This is a genomic window from Streptomyces sp. 11-1-2, from assembly GCF_003595545.1.
Lineage (GTDB): Bacteria > Actinomycetota > Actinomycetes > Streptomycetales > Streptomycetaceae > Streptomyces > Streptomyces hygroscopicus_B.
The window spans coordinates 8,665,329-8,684,256 of sequence record NZ_CP022545.1 but is presented as its reverse complement, the minus strand read 5'-3'; the positions used below and the strand labels follow the sequence as shown (position 1 = coordinate 8,684,256).

Below are 18,928 nucleotides of genomic sequence, written 5' to 3'. Positions count from 1 at the left end.
GCACTCGGTGTTCGCGACTTATCCGCTGGAGCGGGCGCCGATGCGTACACGGCAGTTGAGCAAGGGGCGCACGGCCGACCGGTTCTGCTGCCCCAGAAACCTTGAACGTTCCGTGTGGTCCTTCGCCATCGACCGGCTGTCAGAACCTTTCCGTCAGCGGCGATCGGCCGACGCCGGAACCCTGTTGCCCCTCTGCACACCGAACAACGGAGGCTGAACGATGCCGTCAAGATTGTTGCTCAAGAACGGATTCGTCCTGACCCTCGACCCGGCACTGGGCGATCTGCCCCGCGCTGACGTACTCGTCGAGGACGGGAAGATCGCTCAGATCGGTCCGGATCTCCCCGTGACAGACGCGGAAACCCTCGACGCCGCCGGAACTGTAGTCGTCCCGGGGTTCGTCGATACTCATCGGCACATGTGGGAGACCGTGCTGCGCGGCGTACTGCCGGCGTGCACGCTGGACGGATACCTCGCCCAGGTGATCGGTGCCATCGGCCCCGCCTACCGCCCCGAGGACGTCTACACCGGGAACCGGCTCGGCGCGCTCGAGGCCCTCAACGCGGGCATCACCACGATCGTGGACTGGTCGCATTGCAACAACACGCCCGAGCACGCGGACGCCGGCATCACAGCGTTGCGCGCAGCCGGTATCCGTGCGATGTACGCCCACGGGACGCCGGCGGGTGGCGAATGGTGGGCCTACAGCGAACTCGGCCATCCAGCGGACGCCCGCCGTATCCGCGAGCAGTACTTCTCATCGGAGGACGACCTCCTCACCTTCGCCCTTGCCGTCCGCGGGCCAGGAGTGAGCCGCCCCGAGGTGTGCGTGCATGACTGGCGGCTTGCTCGCGAGCTGGAAGCCAGGATCTCCGTCCACGTCGGGATGCGGATCACGGGCGTGCACGGGCAGGCGATCGCCGAGCTCGACCGCGCAGGGTTGCTCGGCCCGGACACCACCTACGTCCACGCCAACACCAGTACCGACGACGAGCTCGCGATGATCAAACGCACCGGTGGTTCTGCCTCGGTCGCTCCGTACGTCGAGATGCTCATGGGGCACGGCCATCCACCGATCACGCGGATGCTGGAGCAAGGGGTGACGCCCTCGCTGAGCATCGACGTCGCCACCTCGGTCCCCGGCGATATGTTCACCCAGATGCGGACCGCGCTCGCCCAAGGCCGCATCTCCTCGTTCGGCGACGATGTCGATGTCGCATTCGCGCCGGCACTCACCCATGCGGACGTGCTCGGCTTCGCGACACGTGCCGGTGCCCAGGCCTGTGGACTGGCCGATCGCATCGGGACCCTGGCTCCCGGTAAGGACGCGGACATCGTCTTGATCCGGGCGGATGACATCAACACGATGCCCTTGGTCGACCCCGTCGCCACCGTGGTGACCAGTGCCGACACGGCCAATGTCGACACGGTGATCGTCCGCGGCGAGTTCCGCAAGCGGGCCGGCAAGCTCGTCGGGGTCGACCTCGCCCGGCTCCGGGCCGACGCGGAGCGCTCCCGTGACCACGTGCTGCGTTCGAGCGGCATGACTCCGTCCTGGCTGCCGCAGAACTGAACGATTCTCTTTGCCAATCCACAACTTGGAGGACGAGACCATGAAGTTCGCAGTGGCACTACCACAGTCCAACCGCGTCGGGGACACTGCCGCGATCCGCGATGTCGCCCAGGCCGCCGAGGAACTCGGGTTCTGGGCCGTGTCGATGCAGGACCACATCGTCTTCGATGGCGTGTGGCTCGGCTGCGGTGCCGAGGACGACGAAGGCCGAAATGACCGTCGAACCGTGTTCGAGCAGCTCACCACGTTCGGCTACGTCGCCGGGATCACCTCCACGATCCGGCTGCTGACCAGCGTCATGCTGCTGCCGGTGCGCGAGACCATCCTTGCGGCCAAACAGATCGCCACGCTCGACCAGCTCTCCGGCGGGCGGATGCACCTGGGAATCGGCGTCGGGCTGTCCGGCACCGACCGTGACCCGCAGGTCCTCGAAACGCTCTCCCGCAATGCCACGGTGGAGATGGCCGCGCTCGGCGTGGACGTGACAAAACGTGGCCGGCTCGCCGACGAGCAACTCGAGGCGCTCAGGCGCATTTGGACCGACGACAGCGCTTCCTACGATGGGAAGTTGGTCCGCTTCAAGGAAATCGAGGTATTCCCCAAGCCGGCACAGCCCGGGGGGCCGCCGATCCTGATCGCCGGTAACTCGCCCGCCGCATTGCGGCGTACGGCCCGGGGCGGCTACTGGTGGCTGCCCAACCACGCCACCCCCGATGAGGTCGCCGGCGGCCTGGCCGCGCTCGCCGAATCGGGGCACCGGCCACCGGAGTGCGTACTCGACCTGTTCTGGCGCATGGACAACACCACCGCGGGGGCGCGGGCGGCCTGCCGGGGCACCCTGGAGAACGCCTTCGGTGACCACCTGCCGGTCCGCAACCTGGTCGGCACACCGGACGAGATCGCCGCACGGTGCCGGGAGTATCGCGACGCCGGGGTCAGCGCGATCGAGATGAAGCCGGTCTTCCGCTCGGTCAAGGAGCTCATCGGGATGATGGAGACCCTGATGACCGAGGTCGCGCCGACAGTTTGAGCAATCGTTCCGCAGACCAGGAGGCAACGATGCCTTCCGAAGAACTCAGATTCGAGCACCACCCGTTCCAACGCATCGGACCGGATGTCCACCTCATCCAGGACGTACAGTTCGCGCTCGGCCAGCCCCTCTGCGTTCCCATCAACTCCGCCGTGCTGACCGGCCAGGAGCCCGTCATCATCGACACCGGCTCGCCTCGCAACCGCCGGCAGTGGCTCGACGACGTCTTCTCCATTGTGGAGCCGGAGGACGTTCGCTGGGTGTTCGTCTCGCACGAGGACGCCGACCACACGGGCAACCTGGAAACCGTTATGGCGCGCTGTCCCAACGCGACACTGCTGTGTAGCTGGGCACTGGTCGAACGGTTCAGCTGTGTCTACGATTTCCCGCTGCACCGCTGCAGGTGGGTGGCCGACGGAGACACCGTCGACATCGGCGACCGGCAACTGGCCGTGCTCCGGCCGCCGATCTTCGACTCACCATCCACATTGTCCGTCTTCGATACGCGTAGCCGAATGATGTGGGCCACCGACACGTTCGCCACCGCCATCCCCGGAACACCAGGCAGTGCGCTGATGCAGGACGTCAGCGAACTCGACCAGCAGGCCTGGCGCGACGGGATGACCATGTTCGGGATCCACGGCCTGGCGCCTTGGGTCAGCATGGCGGACCCGCGCCGCTTTGCCGCCAATGTCACCACGCTCCAGAGGCTCGACCCGAGCGTCGTTCTCACCGGCCACAGCCCTTCCATCCACGCCAATCGCGTCGACGAAGCCTGCGAAATCCTCGCCTCGCTGGCTGAAGCACCGGTCCCACCCTGCCCCGACCAATCCGTGCTCGATCTCATCCTCGCGGCCATGGGGGACTGAGTCCGCCGTCTTCGCTGGTCGCGCACCAGCCATTGCCTGCGGACACACAATTTCGCCCATCCCTGGGTCCATCTCCTGGAGACACTCATGCCTGAAAGCAGTACGAACATCACCGTCGTCGACAACTTCTTCCGAGCTGTGGAGCGCGGCGACGTCGACGCCGTCCGCGGCATCTACGCCTCGGACGTTGCGATCTGGCACAACGACGGCGCCGGCGATCAGGGGCTCGAAAACAATCTCGTCGTACTGGGCTTGCTCGGTGGAGCCATTCACGGCATGCGCTTCGACGTTATCCGGCGGGCCGATATCGGCGCCGGTGTCTTCCAACAGCACGTCCTGCGGGGGCAGTTGCCAGACGGGGAACAGGTGGGGCTCGACGCGGCAATGTACATCGCGGTCAACGACCGGAAGATCACGCGAATCGAAGAGTACTTCGACGTCGCCACTGTCAGGCACCTCATCAATGCAGCCAAGAACGCTACGGACGAGGAGGTCTGAGAATGGGTGTTCTCGACGGGTAGGTCGCCTTGATCACTGGCGGTGGCCGCGGCCAGGGCCGCGCCCACGCCGCCATGTCCGCCGAAGGCGCTGAGATCGTCATTTGCGACCTCGATGGCCAGATCGACTGCATCCCGTACCCGATGAACTCACCTGGCGACATGGAGCGGACTGTGTGACACGAGCGGCGCTGCCTCGCCAAGGTTGCCGACGTCCGTGACTTCACCGCGATGCAGGCGGTAGCCGACGCGACGATCGCCGAGTTCGGGCAGATCGACATCCTGGTCGCCGACGCCGGCGCCTGCGTCGGACGGCCGATCGTCGACACCTTCTGCGGACGATCGACGCTGTCGGATCGGTCGAGGAAGTCGCCGAGCGGGTGTTGGAAGCACTCAATGCAATTGCGCGAGCGCGGAAATGACGTACGTACAGGAACTGAAACTACGCGCACCTCTTCGTTGAAGTCGATCAGTCTGAATGACCTGACCGCGCTGTGCCGATCTACACGGCGAAGAACGTCGAGATGCCCATCCTGTTTAATTCGTTACCCAGCGAACTGGTGTGGCCGCCGAAGGAGCGACATGTTCTGGGGCAGCCACGTGTCGCTAGCTCAGTGCCTCGAACAGTGGGGTGTTGTCCACAGTGATCCGCTGCTCGGCGAAGCGGCCGTCGACGACGGTGAAGACGCCGACGGCGTTCACCGGAATGATCCGACCGTCGTGCAGTGTCCAGGTGCCCAAGGTCCGGAAGATGACCACGCCTCCGTCTTCCTCCCAGACAATGGTCAAGTCATGGTGCAGGGAGCGCGCCGTGTGCAGCCCGGCCACCTCGTGGTAGAGGTCCCGGCCCACGGTGTTGGCGCTGCCCGGCTCTCCGGTGCGGGGGTGGCGGGCGGTGAGATCCATCACGGAGAACGTGCCCTCGTGGATACGCAGCGCGACCGGTCGCGCACCCCGAAGTCACCCTCGCCTGGGCTGGCTCCGGCTACTCCGAGGGCGACCTCATCAACTGGTCGCACACCTTCCTGGACCTGATCTCGCAGACCGCCAGAGTGCGCAGGGACAGAGGGGGTTCACGGTGCTGCCGAAACGCTGGTTCGTGGAACGTGCCATCAGTTGGATCACGGGAGCGCGCAGGAATGTCCGCGACCATGAACGCCTTCCCCAGCACAGCGAGGCACACATCGCTTGGACACGATCACATTGATGAGCAGGCGCCTGACCAAACCCCTGGCTCGTCAGGGTCCTGCAGAGCCGGGGGGTCACCTGGCCGATGTGATTTCAGGGCTGGGGGTGAGGGGCGCGGGGGGGGTGCAGGGGAGGTCACCGGTGTTGACCCAAGCTGCGCGGCCAGTTGGCTGAAACGACCAACGCCTACGAATTCTTGGAAGACACGTATTGCGGACGCGCTGCTCGCGTGGAAGTCGAACGGCGGCCGGATTCAGTCCCGGTGAATGGGGACTACGGTCACCTGCTCTGCGGCCAGGATCGCTTGCAACAGACCCGGGAAGCGGGCTTCCAAGTCGTCTGCACGCATCTGGTTGAGGATCTTGTTGCCGCGGTAGTACTGCGTGATGACGCCCGCCTCGCGGAGCACCCGGAAGTGATGGGTCGACGTCGATTTGGTGACCGGCAGGTCGAACGCACCACAAGCTTGCGCCTCGTCCCCTTCGGAAAGCTGACGCACGATGCGTCGGCGCAAGGGGTCGGCGAGCGCGGCGAGGACCGTGTCAAGCCGGACCGCTTCTGTCGCGGGATGAGGCAGCGTTCGCATGAGTTCAACTCTACCTAGCCTATTCGTGGTACGGTCCCCGCCGTACTACGAAGTGCATCGTACAACTCTGTCCTCTCGGGCGCTCGCAGCCCCTGCGACCGCGGGACAAGCGTTGCCCCGCGCCAGTTCCGGGACTTCGAGTACGTCACCTGCCAGCTTGCCGACATCGATCCGGCCGAACACGAAAGAATCCCCAAGTGAACATCGCCGTCGTTTTATTCCCTCGCCTCACCGCCCTGGACGCAGTCGGGCCCTACGAAACGTTGCAGCGACTGCCTGACACCACGGTGACCTTCGTGGGCCATCAGCGTGGAGAGGTCCGGACCGAAAACGGATACCTCGGCCTGACCGTCGACAAGACCTTCGACGAGGTCGTCGCGCCGGATGTGGTCATCGTGCCCGGTGGGATCGGCGTTCTCGACTTGCTGGAGGACAAGGTCCTGCTCGACTGGCTGCGGTCGGTCCACGCCACCAGCCGCTTCACCACCTCGGTCTGCACCGGATCTCTGCTCCTGGCGGCCGCAGGACTGCTGCCCGGTCTCGAAGCGACCACCCACTGGGCCTTCATGGACAAGCTGACCGAGCTCGGTGCCGTTCCGACCTCCACCCGAGTGGTCGAGCACCTGGAGCAGCGGACCATCATTGCCGCTGGCGTCTCCTCCGGGATCGACATGGCTCTGCGCTTGGCAGAGCTGCTCACCGACCAGGTGACAGCACAGGCCATGCAGCTCATGGTGGAGTACGACCCGCAGCCGCCCTTCGACGCGGGCAGCGTGGTGAAGGCCGGCCCGCTGGTCACGGCCCGAGCCAAGGAGCTGTTCCAGGAAAAGGACTGAGCGCGCGGTGCGCGGGCGACCCTGGCGATGTCGCCCGCGCACCAGCCTCGCTTACCCGGGACCGGTCAACCCAGGAGAACAATTATCCAGCGTCCACCGCACCGGCGCCCAGACCCCGCACCTCACGCGCGCGGTCCAGAGCAAGTTCCATCGCCCTGCCCGACACCCCCATCGGGCCCAGCCGCAGCCGTTCCGGCTCCGACACCCGCTTCTTCTCCGGTACTTCGAGCAGCCGGACCACCTCGGTGCGCAGATCGTACGGAACCGCCTCGTACAGCGCGGCATGCAGCCGGTCGTTCTCCTCCGACCGTGCGGCGGCCACCATCCGGGCCAGCGTCGTGACCCCGGGCAACAGCACCCAACGAGGCCCACGATCTCGTCATGTCCGTCTTCGGCGGCATGAGCAAGGGCGAACGCAACCGCATCAAGATCCGCGTACGCACTGCCATGGCCTCCCAGGCCAAGATCGAAGGCCGCTACCTCGACGGCAGACCCCCGTACGGCTACCGGCTTACCGAGGCGGGCCCCTACCCCAACCCGGCCAAGGCCGCAGACGGCAAACGCCTCCACCGCCTCGATGTCGACGATGTCACTCTGGGCCATCGCATCAAACAGGCCTGGAACCCTCCTGACCAACGGGAAGCCCCACTACCGCTGCCGCTACGCCGCCGAGTATGCGCGCAGCGCCGCAGTGGACCATCCACTCTCCGTGTACGTACGCGAGGAAGTCATCCTGCCCCCTCTCGACCAATGGATCGCCACGGCCTTCGCTCCCGGACGGCTGACAGCCACTCTCCATGCACTACAACAAGCCCAGGAAACAGACACCGCGCCCCATGCGGCCGCCGAAACCGCCCGCCGTGCTGTTGCCGACTGCGAGCGCCGTATCACCCGGTACCGGGCCGCACTCGACGCAGGAGCCGATCTCCAACTCGTCGCCACGTGGATCAACCAAGCACAGAGCGAGAAGACAGCAGCCCAGCAGGATCTTCTCGCCACGACACGAAGCCAGACGACGAACCTCACGGCCGAGCAGATCCAGCGGATGGTCACCGAGCTCGGCTCCGTCAAGGACCGGCTCCTCGCCGCCGCCCCCGAACGCAAGCAGCCCCTGTACGAGAGCCTCGGACTCGCACTGATCTTCGACGTGAAAAAGAGGGCCGTGATCGTGGAATCACAGCCCTCATGTACGTACGGAGAGTGTCCGAGGACCGACACGCACCATACGTACACGCCTATCTTGCGGGGCGAGCTGCTCCTGCCGTAGTCCCCGGGGTCAAGCCGTCGGCGGCGCGCCGTGACATCGACGACACGCCGCCACCTCCTACGGCGCGGCGGAGATGAGATCGCCCAGGTCGTCCGCTCAATCAAGGACCTGGCCACCGTGGTGCGCCAGGCCGGGTCCGAGGACAGGGCCGAGATCTACCGGCGGCTCGGGCTGCGGCTCACCTACGACTCCGGAACACACAAAGCGTCGGCCGAAATGAGACTCGACCAGCACTCTCACAAAGCTCGTGGGCTATCAGTACGCACCCCCAGGAGCTATGTGGGCCGATGCCCCACGGTTTACGCCCCATACGACGGTGCTGGCGCTGGTGTAGCCGCAGGTTCGACACGTGCGTTGTCGTCCCCGGACGCTGTCCGGAGCCGATCTGATCCTGCCGGACCCACTTGCGCAGCGTCTCGCGCGAGCCGATGCCCAGCCTGACCATGACCGCGTTGATCGCGGTGGACTCGGTCGGGTAGTCACCACGGACCTCGACGACCATACGCACCGCGCACTTGCGCAGCTCAGGTGGGTAGGTGGCGGGGTGATGGGACGGTCGGAGCGGACACGCTCGACCGGTAGCCGCCTGCCGTGAACACCAGCCGGGCATTACGGTGAGACACGAAGACCTCCGTGCGGTGCGGTCCTAGACAGCTCCACCACGCCTGAGGTCTTCGCCATGATCAAGCCCGACTGGTGTTAACAACGTTCGTGATCAGTACAGCTATGACGCACGCACCGCCGTAGCATCCGCCACTGACAGCCAAGGCGTTTGAAGCATCTCTTTGAGTCATCCCATGCCGCTTCTAACCGGATGACTTCTGACCCGGAGCCGCCGCGCAGTTGCCTTTGGCCGACCCATGAATCACCACAAGGTTGGCCGGAAAGAGCGAGCGTTACTGCAAAAGGCCCAGGGCGAGCGCCATGGTTCCTGGCACGCACCCGTTGTGTGCGTGGTCACAGAGGGGGATAAGTGATTCCATCCATGCGAGATGGGGAGGCTGGCATGGCCTTCCAGGACATCATCACGGGGCTGACCCGGCGGCGTATCCAGATCTACGACCAGGCAGGCGAGGACTGGCGCTTTGCTGAGAGCCTGAAGTCGGTCAGTGAGGACACGGCCCAGGAGTACGAGGGTCGCGCCGTATTGGAGCTCATCCAGAACGGGCACGACGCGCTGGCCGAGTGCGGCGCTGGAAGGATCGCTGTCCTGGTCTGCCCGCATGCGGGCGAGAATGGTGTCCTGTACGTTGCCAACGAGGGCGCGGGATTCACCAACAGCAACTTCCGCGCGATCACGGAACTCGCCTTGTCGGACAAGGGCGCCGGGGAGGGCATCGGCAACAAGGGGCTCGGATTCCGCAGTGTGCTCCAGCTGACGGACTGGCCCGAGGTCTACTCCAAAGCGTCTCCGTCATCGGCGGAGTTCGACGGCTTCTGCTTCCGGTTCGCGCGGCCTGAGGACGTACGCGGGCTAGTGGACGACCCGGAGCTGGCCGATCGGGTGATCGAGGACATCTCGCCCCTGGCCTTGCCGGTCCCGGCTAAGGTCACCGATGCCGAGCTCACGTCCCTGGCCGCAGAGGGATTCTCCACAGTCGTACGCCTGCCACTGCGCAACAAGCACGCGGTGGAGGCCGCGATCGCGCAGGCCACAGAAGCGATCAGTGGCGAGGCACCGCTCCTGCTCTTCCTGGACCGGGTCGGTCAGCTGATCGTAGACGTCCAGGACGGCGGGGACCGGGGCGGTCGCCGCGTACTGGCCCGCTCCGTGGCCCCGTCCACGTTGGTTGCCCGGGAGGAGGGAGGGTGGGTCGAGGAGGTTGACCTCGCGGAAGGGGGACGCTATCTGCTGGCCCGCCGCACGCTCGCCCCCGAGGAGCTGCGACGAGTGATCGAACGGAGCGTCGAGGCACGCGAGATCGACGCGAAGTGGCTGAAGTGGGAAGGCGAAGCCTGGGTCGGACTCGCGCTCCGGCTGGACGAAGACCTGGAACGCGGTCTGCTGTACACCTTCCTCCCGATGTCGGATGCGGCCTGTGCGCCCTTCCGCGGCCACGCCCATGCTCCGTTCTTCACCAAGCTGGCCCGGCTTCACATCAGCGAGGCTGTGGGCCTGAACGCGTTCCTCCTAGACCAATTAGCCGAGCTATGCCTGCGGTTGGTGTCAGCACTGCGCGCTCAGGGGCCGTGTTCCGCGGTCCGGCATCTCGTCCTGGACCTCGTGTGCTGGGACGCCCCGGCCCGAATCGACAGGGTGCTCGACGGGAAGCTGGCGGACGAACCGATCGTTCCCCTGGTCGAGGCCGACGCGTGGGGCACGCTTCGGGCTTCGTTCGCATGGCCTGACGGGACGCGCCCCTGGACGGTCCTCACCGCCAAGGCGCTGGCCGAGGCCGGAGGGCCCCTCCTCGATCCTTCTGTCGGGCCACTCAGGGAGGCCCGTCTTCTCAAGCTCCACCAGGACCTTCTCACAACGCAGATGCTCCCTTCGTCGCAGACGGCTGCGGCGTGGGTGGAGCGCGTCGCCGAACGGTTGCAGCCCGCTGGAGAGGCCCAGCCGGTTCCCCTGTGGGCAAACTTCTATGACGACCTTGCGCGGGCGTTCGCCGACCACCCCGAAGACCTTAGCGGCCGGCGGATCATCCTCAATCAGGATGGTCGGCTCTGGCCCGCGCTCGGTGGTGCGGAGACGGCCGGCAAGAGCGAGCAATCCGTCTTCTTCCATCCCGAGGACGAGGGCGGCAACGGCACCGCTGAGGTGCCGAAGGCGCTGAAGGCCCTGCGTCGGCGTATGGCCTTCACCCATCCCGGCATCGCTTGGGAACGTCCCGGGCGTACCTTCCTCGAAACCCACCGGCTGGTACGCCCGTATCGGCCCGGCCGGGTCTTCGAGGCACTGAGAGATCTCCTCGCCAAGAGCCCCTCGGACGCCCTGTGCCGGGATGCCTTGGCCTTCGCCCTCCGCCTCTTCCCCTCACTCACTGCGGTCGAGCGCCGTCGGCTGCCCCAGACAGGCTTTCGCCTGCCCACTGGTGACGGCGACTGGATCAAGGCGACACGTTGTCTCTTCTCCCCGGCTTGGGGCACCGAGGGAGGGCGACGCCTAGCGAAGTTCCTGGACGCGGGTGGCGACGAGATCCCGTCCCTGGCCGCCCTGCGTCAACGCTGGCTCAGCGACCCGGACGACTGGCCCGTCCCGGTCAGCGACCTCGCAGCCTACGTCGACTTCCTCAAGGCCATCGGTGTCGGCGACGGCCTGCCCCTCTCCTGGGTCGGCGGCAGGCTCGGGGCTGCCAACGGCCGGGACATGGAACCGAGAGTCGTGGCCCGGAGGCTGCCGCTCGGCGACGAGCTCGGACGAGCCTGGGCGAAGGACGTCGACCGTACGTGGAGCGGCTTCGCCCACCCGTGGACGCCGTACGAGTTCCGCCGACAGTTGCCTCACCTGCCAGGTGCCGTCGAGGTCGCGGGGCTGGGCCTGGCAGCTCGCCGAGAGTTCGCGGAGTTGTTGCTCATCGGGCTCCGCACCTGGGGGGACATGGCCTTCGCTGTCCCCCTTCACCGGCCGTACCACGACCGGAATCCCGACCCCCATACCTGGCCGAGCCCACTCGCGTCCTTCCTGCGCTTCATGCCCTGGCTCCCGGTGGAGGGCAGAGACACCGACGGTCCGGCCTTCGTCCCGCCGAACCGTGCCTGGTTCAGCGCCGAAGGAGATCTTCCGGCGTTCGTTCCATCACTCCCCCTCTCGATCCGTCGGGCTCTGGCCGACAAGGCGGTACTCGAACGTCTGCGCCGCTCCGGTCTGCGGTTCTGGGACGAATCCAGGCACGCCGGGGCGGCCGTGCGGGACCTCGGCGATATTGCGGCTGCGGGTGGGGTGCCCGACCACCTCAGCGTCTCGTTCAAGAAGCACTACGGGAGGGCTTGGTCCCACGTGGCGGAAAGCGAGCGCTGGCCCTGGCCGTTCGGAGAGCCGGTACATCTGGCGGTGGTCCGCGAGCACACCCTGACCACCCTCACGCCCTCCTCCGAGGAGGAGCCGGTCTACGTCTGCGACGAATCTGACCCGCTCAAGGAGACACTTGTCGAACTGGCGGGCCATCCCATCCTGATCGCCGGATCCGACGACGGCGCGAGGATCGCGAAGAAACTGGAGTCGGGCGGAACGCACGTGGCCCGGCTGTCCGACGCGACGGTGCAGGTGAACAACCGTGACAAGGAGCCGATCAGGCCGTCGGACGACCATGCCCGGCTTACCGAGGGCCGGGAGTGGCTGGTCCTGGTCGTGGCCCTGGTGGTGGAGCTCAAGTCCGGCGCGTTCCTGCGCCGTAGCGAACGCACTATGCGCTCCCTGCTCGACCGGTTGCGCGGGGTCCGGATCGTCCGGGCCGAGGAGATCGAGATCATGATCGCCGGTGAGCGCGTGGAGCCCCCGCCGACGACCCGCAGCCTGCCGCTGCCCCATCCCGTCCACCCGACGGTCGTCGTCTGGAACAGCGACCGCGATGGCGACGGTGACTGGGACGAACTGCAGGCGTCCACGTCGGCGGTCACGCAGCTCCTCCACCAGCCGTCCTTGCAGGACGCCTTGGAGCTCGTTCTCGTCAAGCTGCAGCGGCACTTGGGCGGTGTGATGCCGGACGACATCGACGACCGCACGCTGGCACTGTCACTGGACACCACCGAGTCCAGGATTTCGGAACTGCGGCGCAGCCTCACGAACGACCTGCACCACACGGTCCGGCAACTGCGCCCCGTCCTGGTGTGTTTGGCGGACATCGACCGCGCCGGCGCGGTTTTCAAGGACCTGGACGAAGTCAGCGGCGAGGAGGAGCTGATCGCCGTCCTCGACCGGTTCCCGTACACCCTCCCGGTCCCCGCTGCCGAGCTGCTCGCCGTCGCCCGTACCTCCACGACGCCCGCCGAGCTTCGCGAGGCCCTGGCGCTGGACTACCAAGCGTTCAATGAGGCGCTCGCCGCGCTCGGAGCCCCCTACAAGCCCGTCTGCGACCCGGACCTCCACGAGCGGACGTTCAGCGAGTTCGTCCGCACCCACGCCGATGCCGTCCTGGACCGCCTGCGCGAGCGGTACGCACCACAGGCCGAGGGAGGAGGCGACGTGGCCGCGTACGCGTCGGCCCGCCATCTGGACGACCTCACACCCGACCCGGACTGGCTGCCCCGCTTCGCCTCCCCTCCCGAGGAGGAGATGCGGGCACGGGTCGCCTACTGGCTGCGGTCGCACGGTGCCGACGACGACCTCAAGCGCGCGGGCGATCTCGAACCCCTCGACGAGCTACGCAGTCTCAACACAGCAGCGCTCGAACGCTTGGTCTCCGTGCTGACGAAACTGGTGCCCGCCTGGTGCCGTCGTCACCGCGTCCCCACGCCGACCGGCTGGAACAGCACCCCACTGATGGAGGCGCGGACCGCAGTGCACGGTTCCGGATTGGCCGACCTTATCCTCCTGAGCGACGAGCGCCTCCTGAGCGAGGTGGCCCGCGGCGTGGGCTGGCCGGCTGACATGCCGCACAGCGCCGATCCCGGCGTCCTAGGGCTCACGGCCCGCGACATCGCACAGCCGCCTGTGCCATCGCCCGGCGTCGTCGGATCCCGCGGATCGGTCCAGCCCACGATCAAGATCGGCGAGGAAGAGATCGTCGTGGGGCGCGACCACTTCGCAGCCCTCGCCGAACTGGCCGCGCGGACTGTCGACGAGACCTTCCTCGCGCAGTCCGGGAAGGTGCGCCTCACCACGATGGCGTCCGTACCGCAACCTCGCCGCGCACCGGACACGCGGACACCGAGGATCGTCCTCTCGCGCAAGGCCCAGCTGAGTGAGGAACAGAAAGCGGCCATCGGCCTGGTAGGCGAGGTCTACGCACGCGCCTGGCTGGAGCGCCGGTACTCCGAGGTCCACTGGGTCTCGGGCTACGCCGCAGTCCTCAACGAGGACGCGGCAGCGTCCGATGGCCACGGCTACGACTTCGAGGTTGCCTACCGCAGCACCACACGCCTGTACGAGGTGAAGGCGACCAGCGAGTCGGACACGGAGCGGATGGAGTTCGAACTGGGTGTCTCCGAGGAAAGGGCGGCGCGAGAGTACGCCCGTGGGACCCGCTATCGGATCTTGCTGATCACCTCTGCCCTCGATCCAGAACGGCGACAGGTGCTCGAACTGCCAAACCCATTCGCGGCGGCCGGGCGTGACCGGTTCCGAGTGGTAGGCCGGGGTCTGCGATACCAGTTTTCTCCAACCCATGGAGCATCCCGCCCGATCTCGAAGAAATAAGAGATCAAGTACGCCGGTCACAGTGCGGTGCGGGAAGGCCCGTGTCTACTTCTCTGGTTGATCTACGACATCGAGCGATCGTTGAGGCAGAGTGGATCGCGGGGCGCGCGTGGGCATGCCCGATGCCTGAAGCTGGCGAGTGCCGACCCGCGATGGCGGATTTCAGAACCTCTGGTATGGAGATAAACCTGAGGACACCGGGCGGCGGCTGCATGTGGCATGCGCGGGCTCACACGCTGCTTAAGCGGCGGGACGGAATCCCGGCCGAGCATCGGCGGCAAGCTCGGTCCGGGATTCCGACGACTTCCACCGTCACGCCCCAGGGCTCGAGCAGCTTGGCGGTCTGCGCGAGCGTGACCTGGGAGAAGGGGAAGCGCGTGTCGGGGAGACTTGTACCGGGACCCTACGGATCGCGCCACTCAGCGCCGAACTAGAGCTGGCGCTGCCGAAGCCGCCGACCGGAGTCCGGGCGAGGGGAGGAATCGGTTGTGCCTCCGCGCAGCTGCAACCGCGCGTTCTTCGCCCGCAGCGCAGCGACCTCGGCTCGCAGCTCATCGATCACGCCGACCTGCACAGCGACCAGCGCGGCAGGCTCCTCGTACGACGGTCCCGGCCGCGATACGACCAAGAAACTACAAGACCGTCAGATTGCCGAGATCACCGCGTCCCGCCGCAGGTCAGCACCATCCGTGAATGGACACGCCTCCACGCTGCTCACCAGCTCCTTATTCGGTCGCTCCTCCCGCGAGTCGGATGCGGTTGAGCAGCTCGCGGGAGCGCACCGCGGCGGGGTGTTCCGGAGGAAGTTCGCTCACAAGGCTTCGCAGCAAGTCGGCCGCCTCGCTCGCGCGATGCAGTGCCAGCAGAAGGTCAGCGATCTTCTGCCGAAGCGTGACGACCTCGGCGTGCGGGGCGTCTGGCAGCAAAGAGCGGTACTCCTCCAGTGCCTGTTCGTGCTCGCCGAGTGTGGCCAGGCACAGCGCGATGTGTTGACGGTATTCACGGAGGTCACTGCCGTCCGTCGCTTCGGCTGCCAAATGCCGGAACGCGCCGAGAGCACGGCGAAAATCCTCTCCTGCGAGCAGGACGCCCGCGTGGATGCGCCGAGTCTCCGACAAGCGCGGGTCGAGCGGGTCGGCTTGGTCGAGCAGCTCCTCCAGTACGTGGGCGGCCTGCGTGAAACGCCCCTCCTCGAACAGCCGCACCGCTTCCTCCTCCCCCTCCTGGACGAGCGCGTCGGACAGTGCGGCGGGCGGTGCGGGACGCCCCGGTCCAGGCACGGCGCGTACGGCTGGGCGGCTCTTGGGAGCGAGCGGGGTGCGATAGGGGAGGGTGGGATCCGCCAGGCCGGACGGGCCTCGCGGTGTGGTACCGGAGCCCAGTGACGGAAGGTGTGGGACAAGCCAGTCGTGGACGGCATGCGCATCAGTGGGGCGGTCGTCGGGATTCTTCTCCAGGAGGTCCAGGACGAGCCGTTCCAGCTCGACGGGGACGTCGGGCCGCAGGGAACGCAGTGGTTCGGGGCTGTCGTGGACGTGCCGCAGCGCGGCATCGCCCGTCCCGGTGAACACCCTGCGCCCGGCGAGCATCTCGTGCAGGACACACCCCAGGGCATAGAGGTCGCTGCGCGGGCTGACGCCGACGCCCAGGAACTGCTCGGGGGCCATGTAGTCCCGGGTGCCGACCGGGCGACCGGTCTCGGTCAGCTGGGCCGTGTCGGTTCCGAAGGCAGAGGCCACACCGAAGTCGAGGACCTTCACCGCCCCGCTGCTGTCGATCATGATGTTGCTCGGCTTCAGATCCCGGTGGACGACGGGTACGGCGTGCGCGTATGACAGCACGGAGCAGACCTGCGCGGCTACGGCGGCCGCCCACTCGACGGGCAGGGGGCCCTGCTCGGCGAGGATGTCCCGCAGGTCCATGCCCCGGATTAGCTGCATCACCACATACAGTTCGGCGGCCTCGTCGGGCGAGTCGGCGCTCTGGTCGATGGCCGCGTCGTACACCGCGGGCACGCCCGGGTGCTCGATCCGCGCCGTTACGCGGGCCTCCCGCCTGAACCTGCCTACCAGCACGGCGAGTTCGGCGTGCGTGCGTGCCTTCTCGACGCGGATCTGCTTGATGGCGACGGGCCGGTCGAGGACGATGTCGTATCCCTCCCAGACCAGGCCCATGCCGCCGGGCATCGGCAGCGCGCTCAGCTCGTAGCGATCGGCGATGCGTCGGGTCTGGCCCACGGTCATGTGGTGGCGTCCTCCTGAGGTATGGGGCACCCGGTCCTCGAAAGAGCGTACGTCAGGTCCACGCGGACACTGACTCCCGCTCATGGTGAGCGAATGGTGCCGGGCTACGCTGGCCCGGCGCACACAAGCGGGGTGGCGACGAGGGGTCGAGGAGAAGCGTGAGCGGTACAGGGCGAGGGCCGTCGAGGACGACGCGTCAGGAACTGCACCAGATCGAGGAGGGACTCAAGCGGGGCTATCGGGGACTCATCGACGAGAGTGGCCTGGAACAGAAGTCGGGCCGCGACCTGGAGCGCGCATGGCTGTCACGGGCAGTGGCAGCGACAGCGCTGCGCCGCAAGACCGGCCTGGACCACGAGGCCTGCGCGAAGGCTGTCATCGACGGGTACGAGGACGGCGGGCTCGACGCGGTCGCGGTCACCGACGGAGCTCAGGTGTGGCTCGTCCAGGCCAAGTGGAACGACAGGGGGAACGCGGGCTTCAACCAGAACGCGGCCCTCGCTTTGGTCGACGGGCTCAGCCTGTTGGAGCAGCGTAAGTTCGAGGTGTTCAACGACAAGCTGCGGCCCTTCACCGCGCAGCTGGACTCCGCACTGGCGGACGCCCGCCTGAAGATCCACCTGGTGATCGCGCTAGTGGGGGACGACCCGCTCAGCAAGCACGCCACGGACGTCCTGGACCGTGCAGTCGAGGACCATCGCGGGCACGGCCCCATGCTCGGCTATGAACTCCTGGGCGCGGGTGAGCTGTTGCAGCAGCTCAAGGACGACCGGGCGCCCGCCCCGGTGGACGTCACCGTGCGGATGCAGAAGTGGATCAAGCGAGACACGCCATTCACCGCCTTCCAGGGCACGGTAGCGGCTGGCGAGGTGGCTGAGTGGTATGACAGGCACGGTCCGCGCCTGTTTTCCCAGAACATCCGGAACTCCCTCGGCCTGACCACGATCAACTCCGGCATCCAGAAGACACTGGCCGAAGAACCCGACAACTTCTGGTATTTCAACAACGGCATCACGGTACTGTGCGACAGCATCGAGGAGCGCTGGATCGGGCGCCGTCGCCCCGACGAGCCGGTGGACCTCATCTTGGGCAACGTCAGCGTCGTCAACGGCGCCCAGACAGTCACCTCGATCCACGAGGCACGTAGCCTGACACCGGACACCGTCGAAGATGCAGACGTCAGCGTCCGGGTGATCGCCCTGGGCGACCTCGGCGACGAGCGGGCCACCTACGCGAAACGCATCACGCAGACCACCAACACCCAGAACGATGTATCGCTACGGGACTTCATCGCCCTGGACGACACCCAGGCGCGCATCCGCGAGGACTTCGACCTGTCCCTCGGCAAGCAGTACGTGTACAAGCGCGGCGAGGCCGATCCGGCGCCGGAGGCGGGCTGCTCGGTGGCGCATGCCGCCGTCGCGCTGGCCTGCGCGCACCGTACGCCGGAACTGGCGGTTCGCGCCAAGAGGTCGACGGATCTGCTCTGGGAGAGCGGCCGGCTCGGCAACTACGCGCGGCTGTTCGGCGAGGAGCCGAGCGCCCTGCGTATCTGGCGCTGCGTCCTGGTTCACCGCGAGGTCGGCGAGGCGCTGGAGCGGCTGCACGAGCAGGTTCGCGGCCGGGCAGCCGACACGACGCTCCGCGGTGACCTGCTGATCAGCCATCTGGTCTTCCAGCTCCTCGCCCCCGGCATGGAGGACGTCGACGACCCGCACTTCGACCTCGCGCCGCTCCTCGCTCGCGTCCCGGACCTGGTCAGACCGGTCGTGGAGTGGCTCATCCACCAGATCGACACGGTCTACGGACCGCAGTCGTTCCTCACCAGCACCTTCACCAACGAGGACCGCTGCAAGGAACTCGTCGGCCTTGTCCTGCCGATGGTGCGGGCCGAGCGGTCCGTCCCGGAGGTCCCCGACACCTACCAGCCGCCCGCCCCGCAGCCCCGACGCCGACGCCGCCCGAACGCGGTGCCGACCCTGGTGACCGCCCGGCTCCTGGCGGAGGGCACCCCCGTCCTGTACGTCCCGATGAACGCCCCGGAAGAGAAGGCCGTACGGGCCTGGCTGACGGCCGACCCCCGCAGGGAACAGGCGAGTTGGACGAACGACCGCTCCAAGCCGCTGGTGTGGGCCTACGACGGCAACCCCTACTCGGCGAGCGGCCTCGTCAACCGCATCTGGGAGCTGGCTGGCTGGGAACAGGCGCCGACCGCTGTGCAGGGACCGGCACGCTGGGTCGTCGGCGGCAAGAAGTCCCTGTGGGACATGGCCGTGGAGTGGCTGGCCACCGAGGAGGAGACGGAGGGCTGACAGCCACCGTCATCCTGGGGGCGCCTGGCACGCATCGAGCTCCGCCCACCGTCTTGCCGACGGATCGGCGGGGCTCGATCCGCAGGCGGTCGGTCGGCGCTTCGACGAGGAGGAGCCCTTGGGCCCGAATGGCATACTGACCGGCCGACCGGGCCCGCAGCTCGCCGTGGACCCGGCGTCCTGCACCGTGTTCGCCGGATACGCGGCCTCGGCCGGGCACCTGAGGGCG

General features: G+C 67.1%; 11 protein-coding genes and 2 pseudogenes. 8 read left to right on the top strand and 5 right to left on the bottom strand.

Annotation, left to right across the window (positions count from 1 at the left end):
• Positions 1 to 220: 220 nt before the first annotated feature.
• From CGL27_RS37265 to CGL27_RS37250, 4 genes are all read left to right on the top strand, one after another.
• Positions 221 to 1,573: an amidohydrolase family protein gene (locus CGL27_RS37265; protein ID WP_119992103.1), complete on the top strand. Its 1,353-nt coding sequence runs from the start codon at positions 221 to 223 to the stop codon at positions 1,571 to 1,573.
• A 40-nt stretch (positions 1,574 to 1,613) separates the two neighbouring features.
• Entirely contained in the window at positions 1,614 to 2,603 is a 990-nt protein-coding gene (locus CGL27_RS37260) for a TIGR03619 family F420-dependent LLM class oxidoreductase (RefSeq protein ID WP_162953149.1), read from the top strand.
• Positions 2,604 to 2,632: 29 nt separating this feature from the next.
• On the top strand, positions 2,633 to 3,472 hold the full coding sequence (locus CGL27_RS37255) for an MBL fold metallo-hydrolase (RefSeq protein ID WP_119992101.1): 840 nt from the start codon (positions 2,633 to 2,635) through the stop codon (positions 3,470 to 3,472).
• An 87-nt stretch (positions 3,473 to 3,559) separates the two neighbouring features.
• The gene (locus tag CGL27_RS37250) at positions 3,560 to 3,970 is read left to right on the top strand and encodes a limonene-1,2-epoxide hydrolase family protein (RefSeq protein WP_119992100.1); all 411 of its coding nucleotides are present in this window, start codon (positions 3,560 to 3,562) and stop codon (positions 3,968 to 3,970) included.
• Positions 3,971 to 4,839: 869 nt separating this feature from the next.
• Here the strand turns inward: CGL27_RS37250 and CGL27_RS37245 are convergent.
• Both CGL27_RS37245 and CGL27_RS37240 read right to left on the bottom strand, forming a co-directional pair.
• Positions 4,840 to 4,911, bottom strand: a pseudogene (locus tag CGL27_RS37245) (recombinase family protein); the annotation flags it as partial.
• A gap of 499 nt (positions 4,912 to 5,410) precedes the next feature.
• Positions 5,411 to 5,743: a helix-turn-helix transcriptional regulator gene (locus tag CGL27_RS37240; RefSeq protein ID WP_119992099.1), complete on the bottom strand. Its 333-nt coding sequence runs from the start codon at positions 5,741 to 5,743 to the stop codon at positions 5,411 to 5,413.
• A gap of 197 nt (positions 5,744 to 5,940) precedes the next feature.
• Between CGL27_RS37240 and CGL27_RS37235 the strand changes: the two genes are divergently transcribed.
• On the top strand, positions 5,941 to 6,579 hold the full coding sequence (locus tag CGL27_RS37235) for a DJ-1/PfpI family protein (RefSeq protein ID WP_119992098.1): 639 nt from the start codon (positions 5,941 to 5,943) through the stop codon (positions 6,577 to 6,579).
• 82 nt (positions 6,580 to 6,661) lie between these two features.
• On the opposite strand, the gene CGL27_RS37230 is transcribed toward CGL27_RS37235, so the two are convergent.
• Entirely contained in the window at positions 6,662 to 6,937 is a 276-nt protein-coding gene (locus CGL27_RS37230; protein WP_119992097.1) for a hypothetical protein, read from the bottom strand.
• Positions 6,938 to 7,156: 219 nt separating this feature from the next.
• Here CGL27_RS37230 and CGL27_RS37220 point away from each other — a divergent pair, with 219 nt between their 5' ends.
• A complete protein-coding gene (locus CGL27_RS37220; protein ID WP_162953147.1) occupies positions 7,157 to 7,846 on the top strand; it encodes a hypothetical protein in 690 nt (229 codons plus the stop codon).
• A 352-nt stretch (positions 7,847 to 8,198) separates the two neighbouring features.
• Here CGL27_RS37220 and CGL27_RS52490 read toward each other — a convergent pair.
• Positions 8,199 to 8,348 (bottom strand): annotated as a pseudogene (locus CGL27_RS52490) (IS3 family transposase); the annotation flags it as partial.
• A gap of 504 nt (positions 8,349 to 8,852) precedes the next feature.
• On the opposite strand from CGL27_RS52490, the gene CGL27_RS37210 reads away from it, so the two are divergent.
• The gene (locus tag CGL27_RS37210; protein WP_119992095.1) at positions 8,853 to 14,144 is read left to right on the top strand and encodes a hypothetical protein; all 5,292 of its coding nucleotides are present in this window, start codon (positions 8,853 to 8,855) and stop codon (positions 14,142 to 14,144) included.
• Between the two features lie 725 nt (positions 14,145 to 14,869).
• Here CGL27_RS37210 and CGL27_RS37200 read toward each other — a convergent pair.
• Positions 14,870 to 16,387, bottom strand: coding sequence for a serine/threonine-protein kinase (locus CGL27_RS37200; RefSeq protein WP_119992093.1), 1,518 nt, complete (start codon positions 16,385 to 16,387; stop codon positions 14,870 to 14,872).
• Between the two features lie 158 nt (positions 16,388 to 16,545).
• Between CGL27_RS37200 and CGL27_RS37195 the strand changes: the two genes are divergently transcribed.
• Positions 16,546 to 18,699, top strand: coding sequence for an AIPR family protein (locus tag CGL27_RS37195; RefSeq protein WP_240450767.1), 2,154 nt, complete (start codon positions 16,546 to 16,548; stop codon positions 18,697 to 18,699).
• The last annotated feature ends 229 nt before the right edge of the window (positions 18,700 to 18,928 follow it).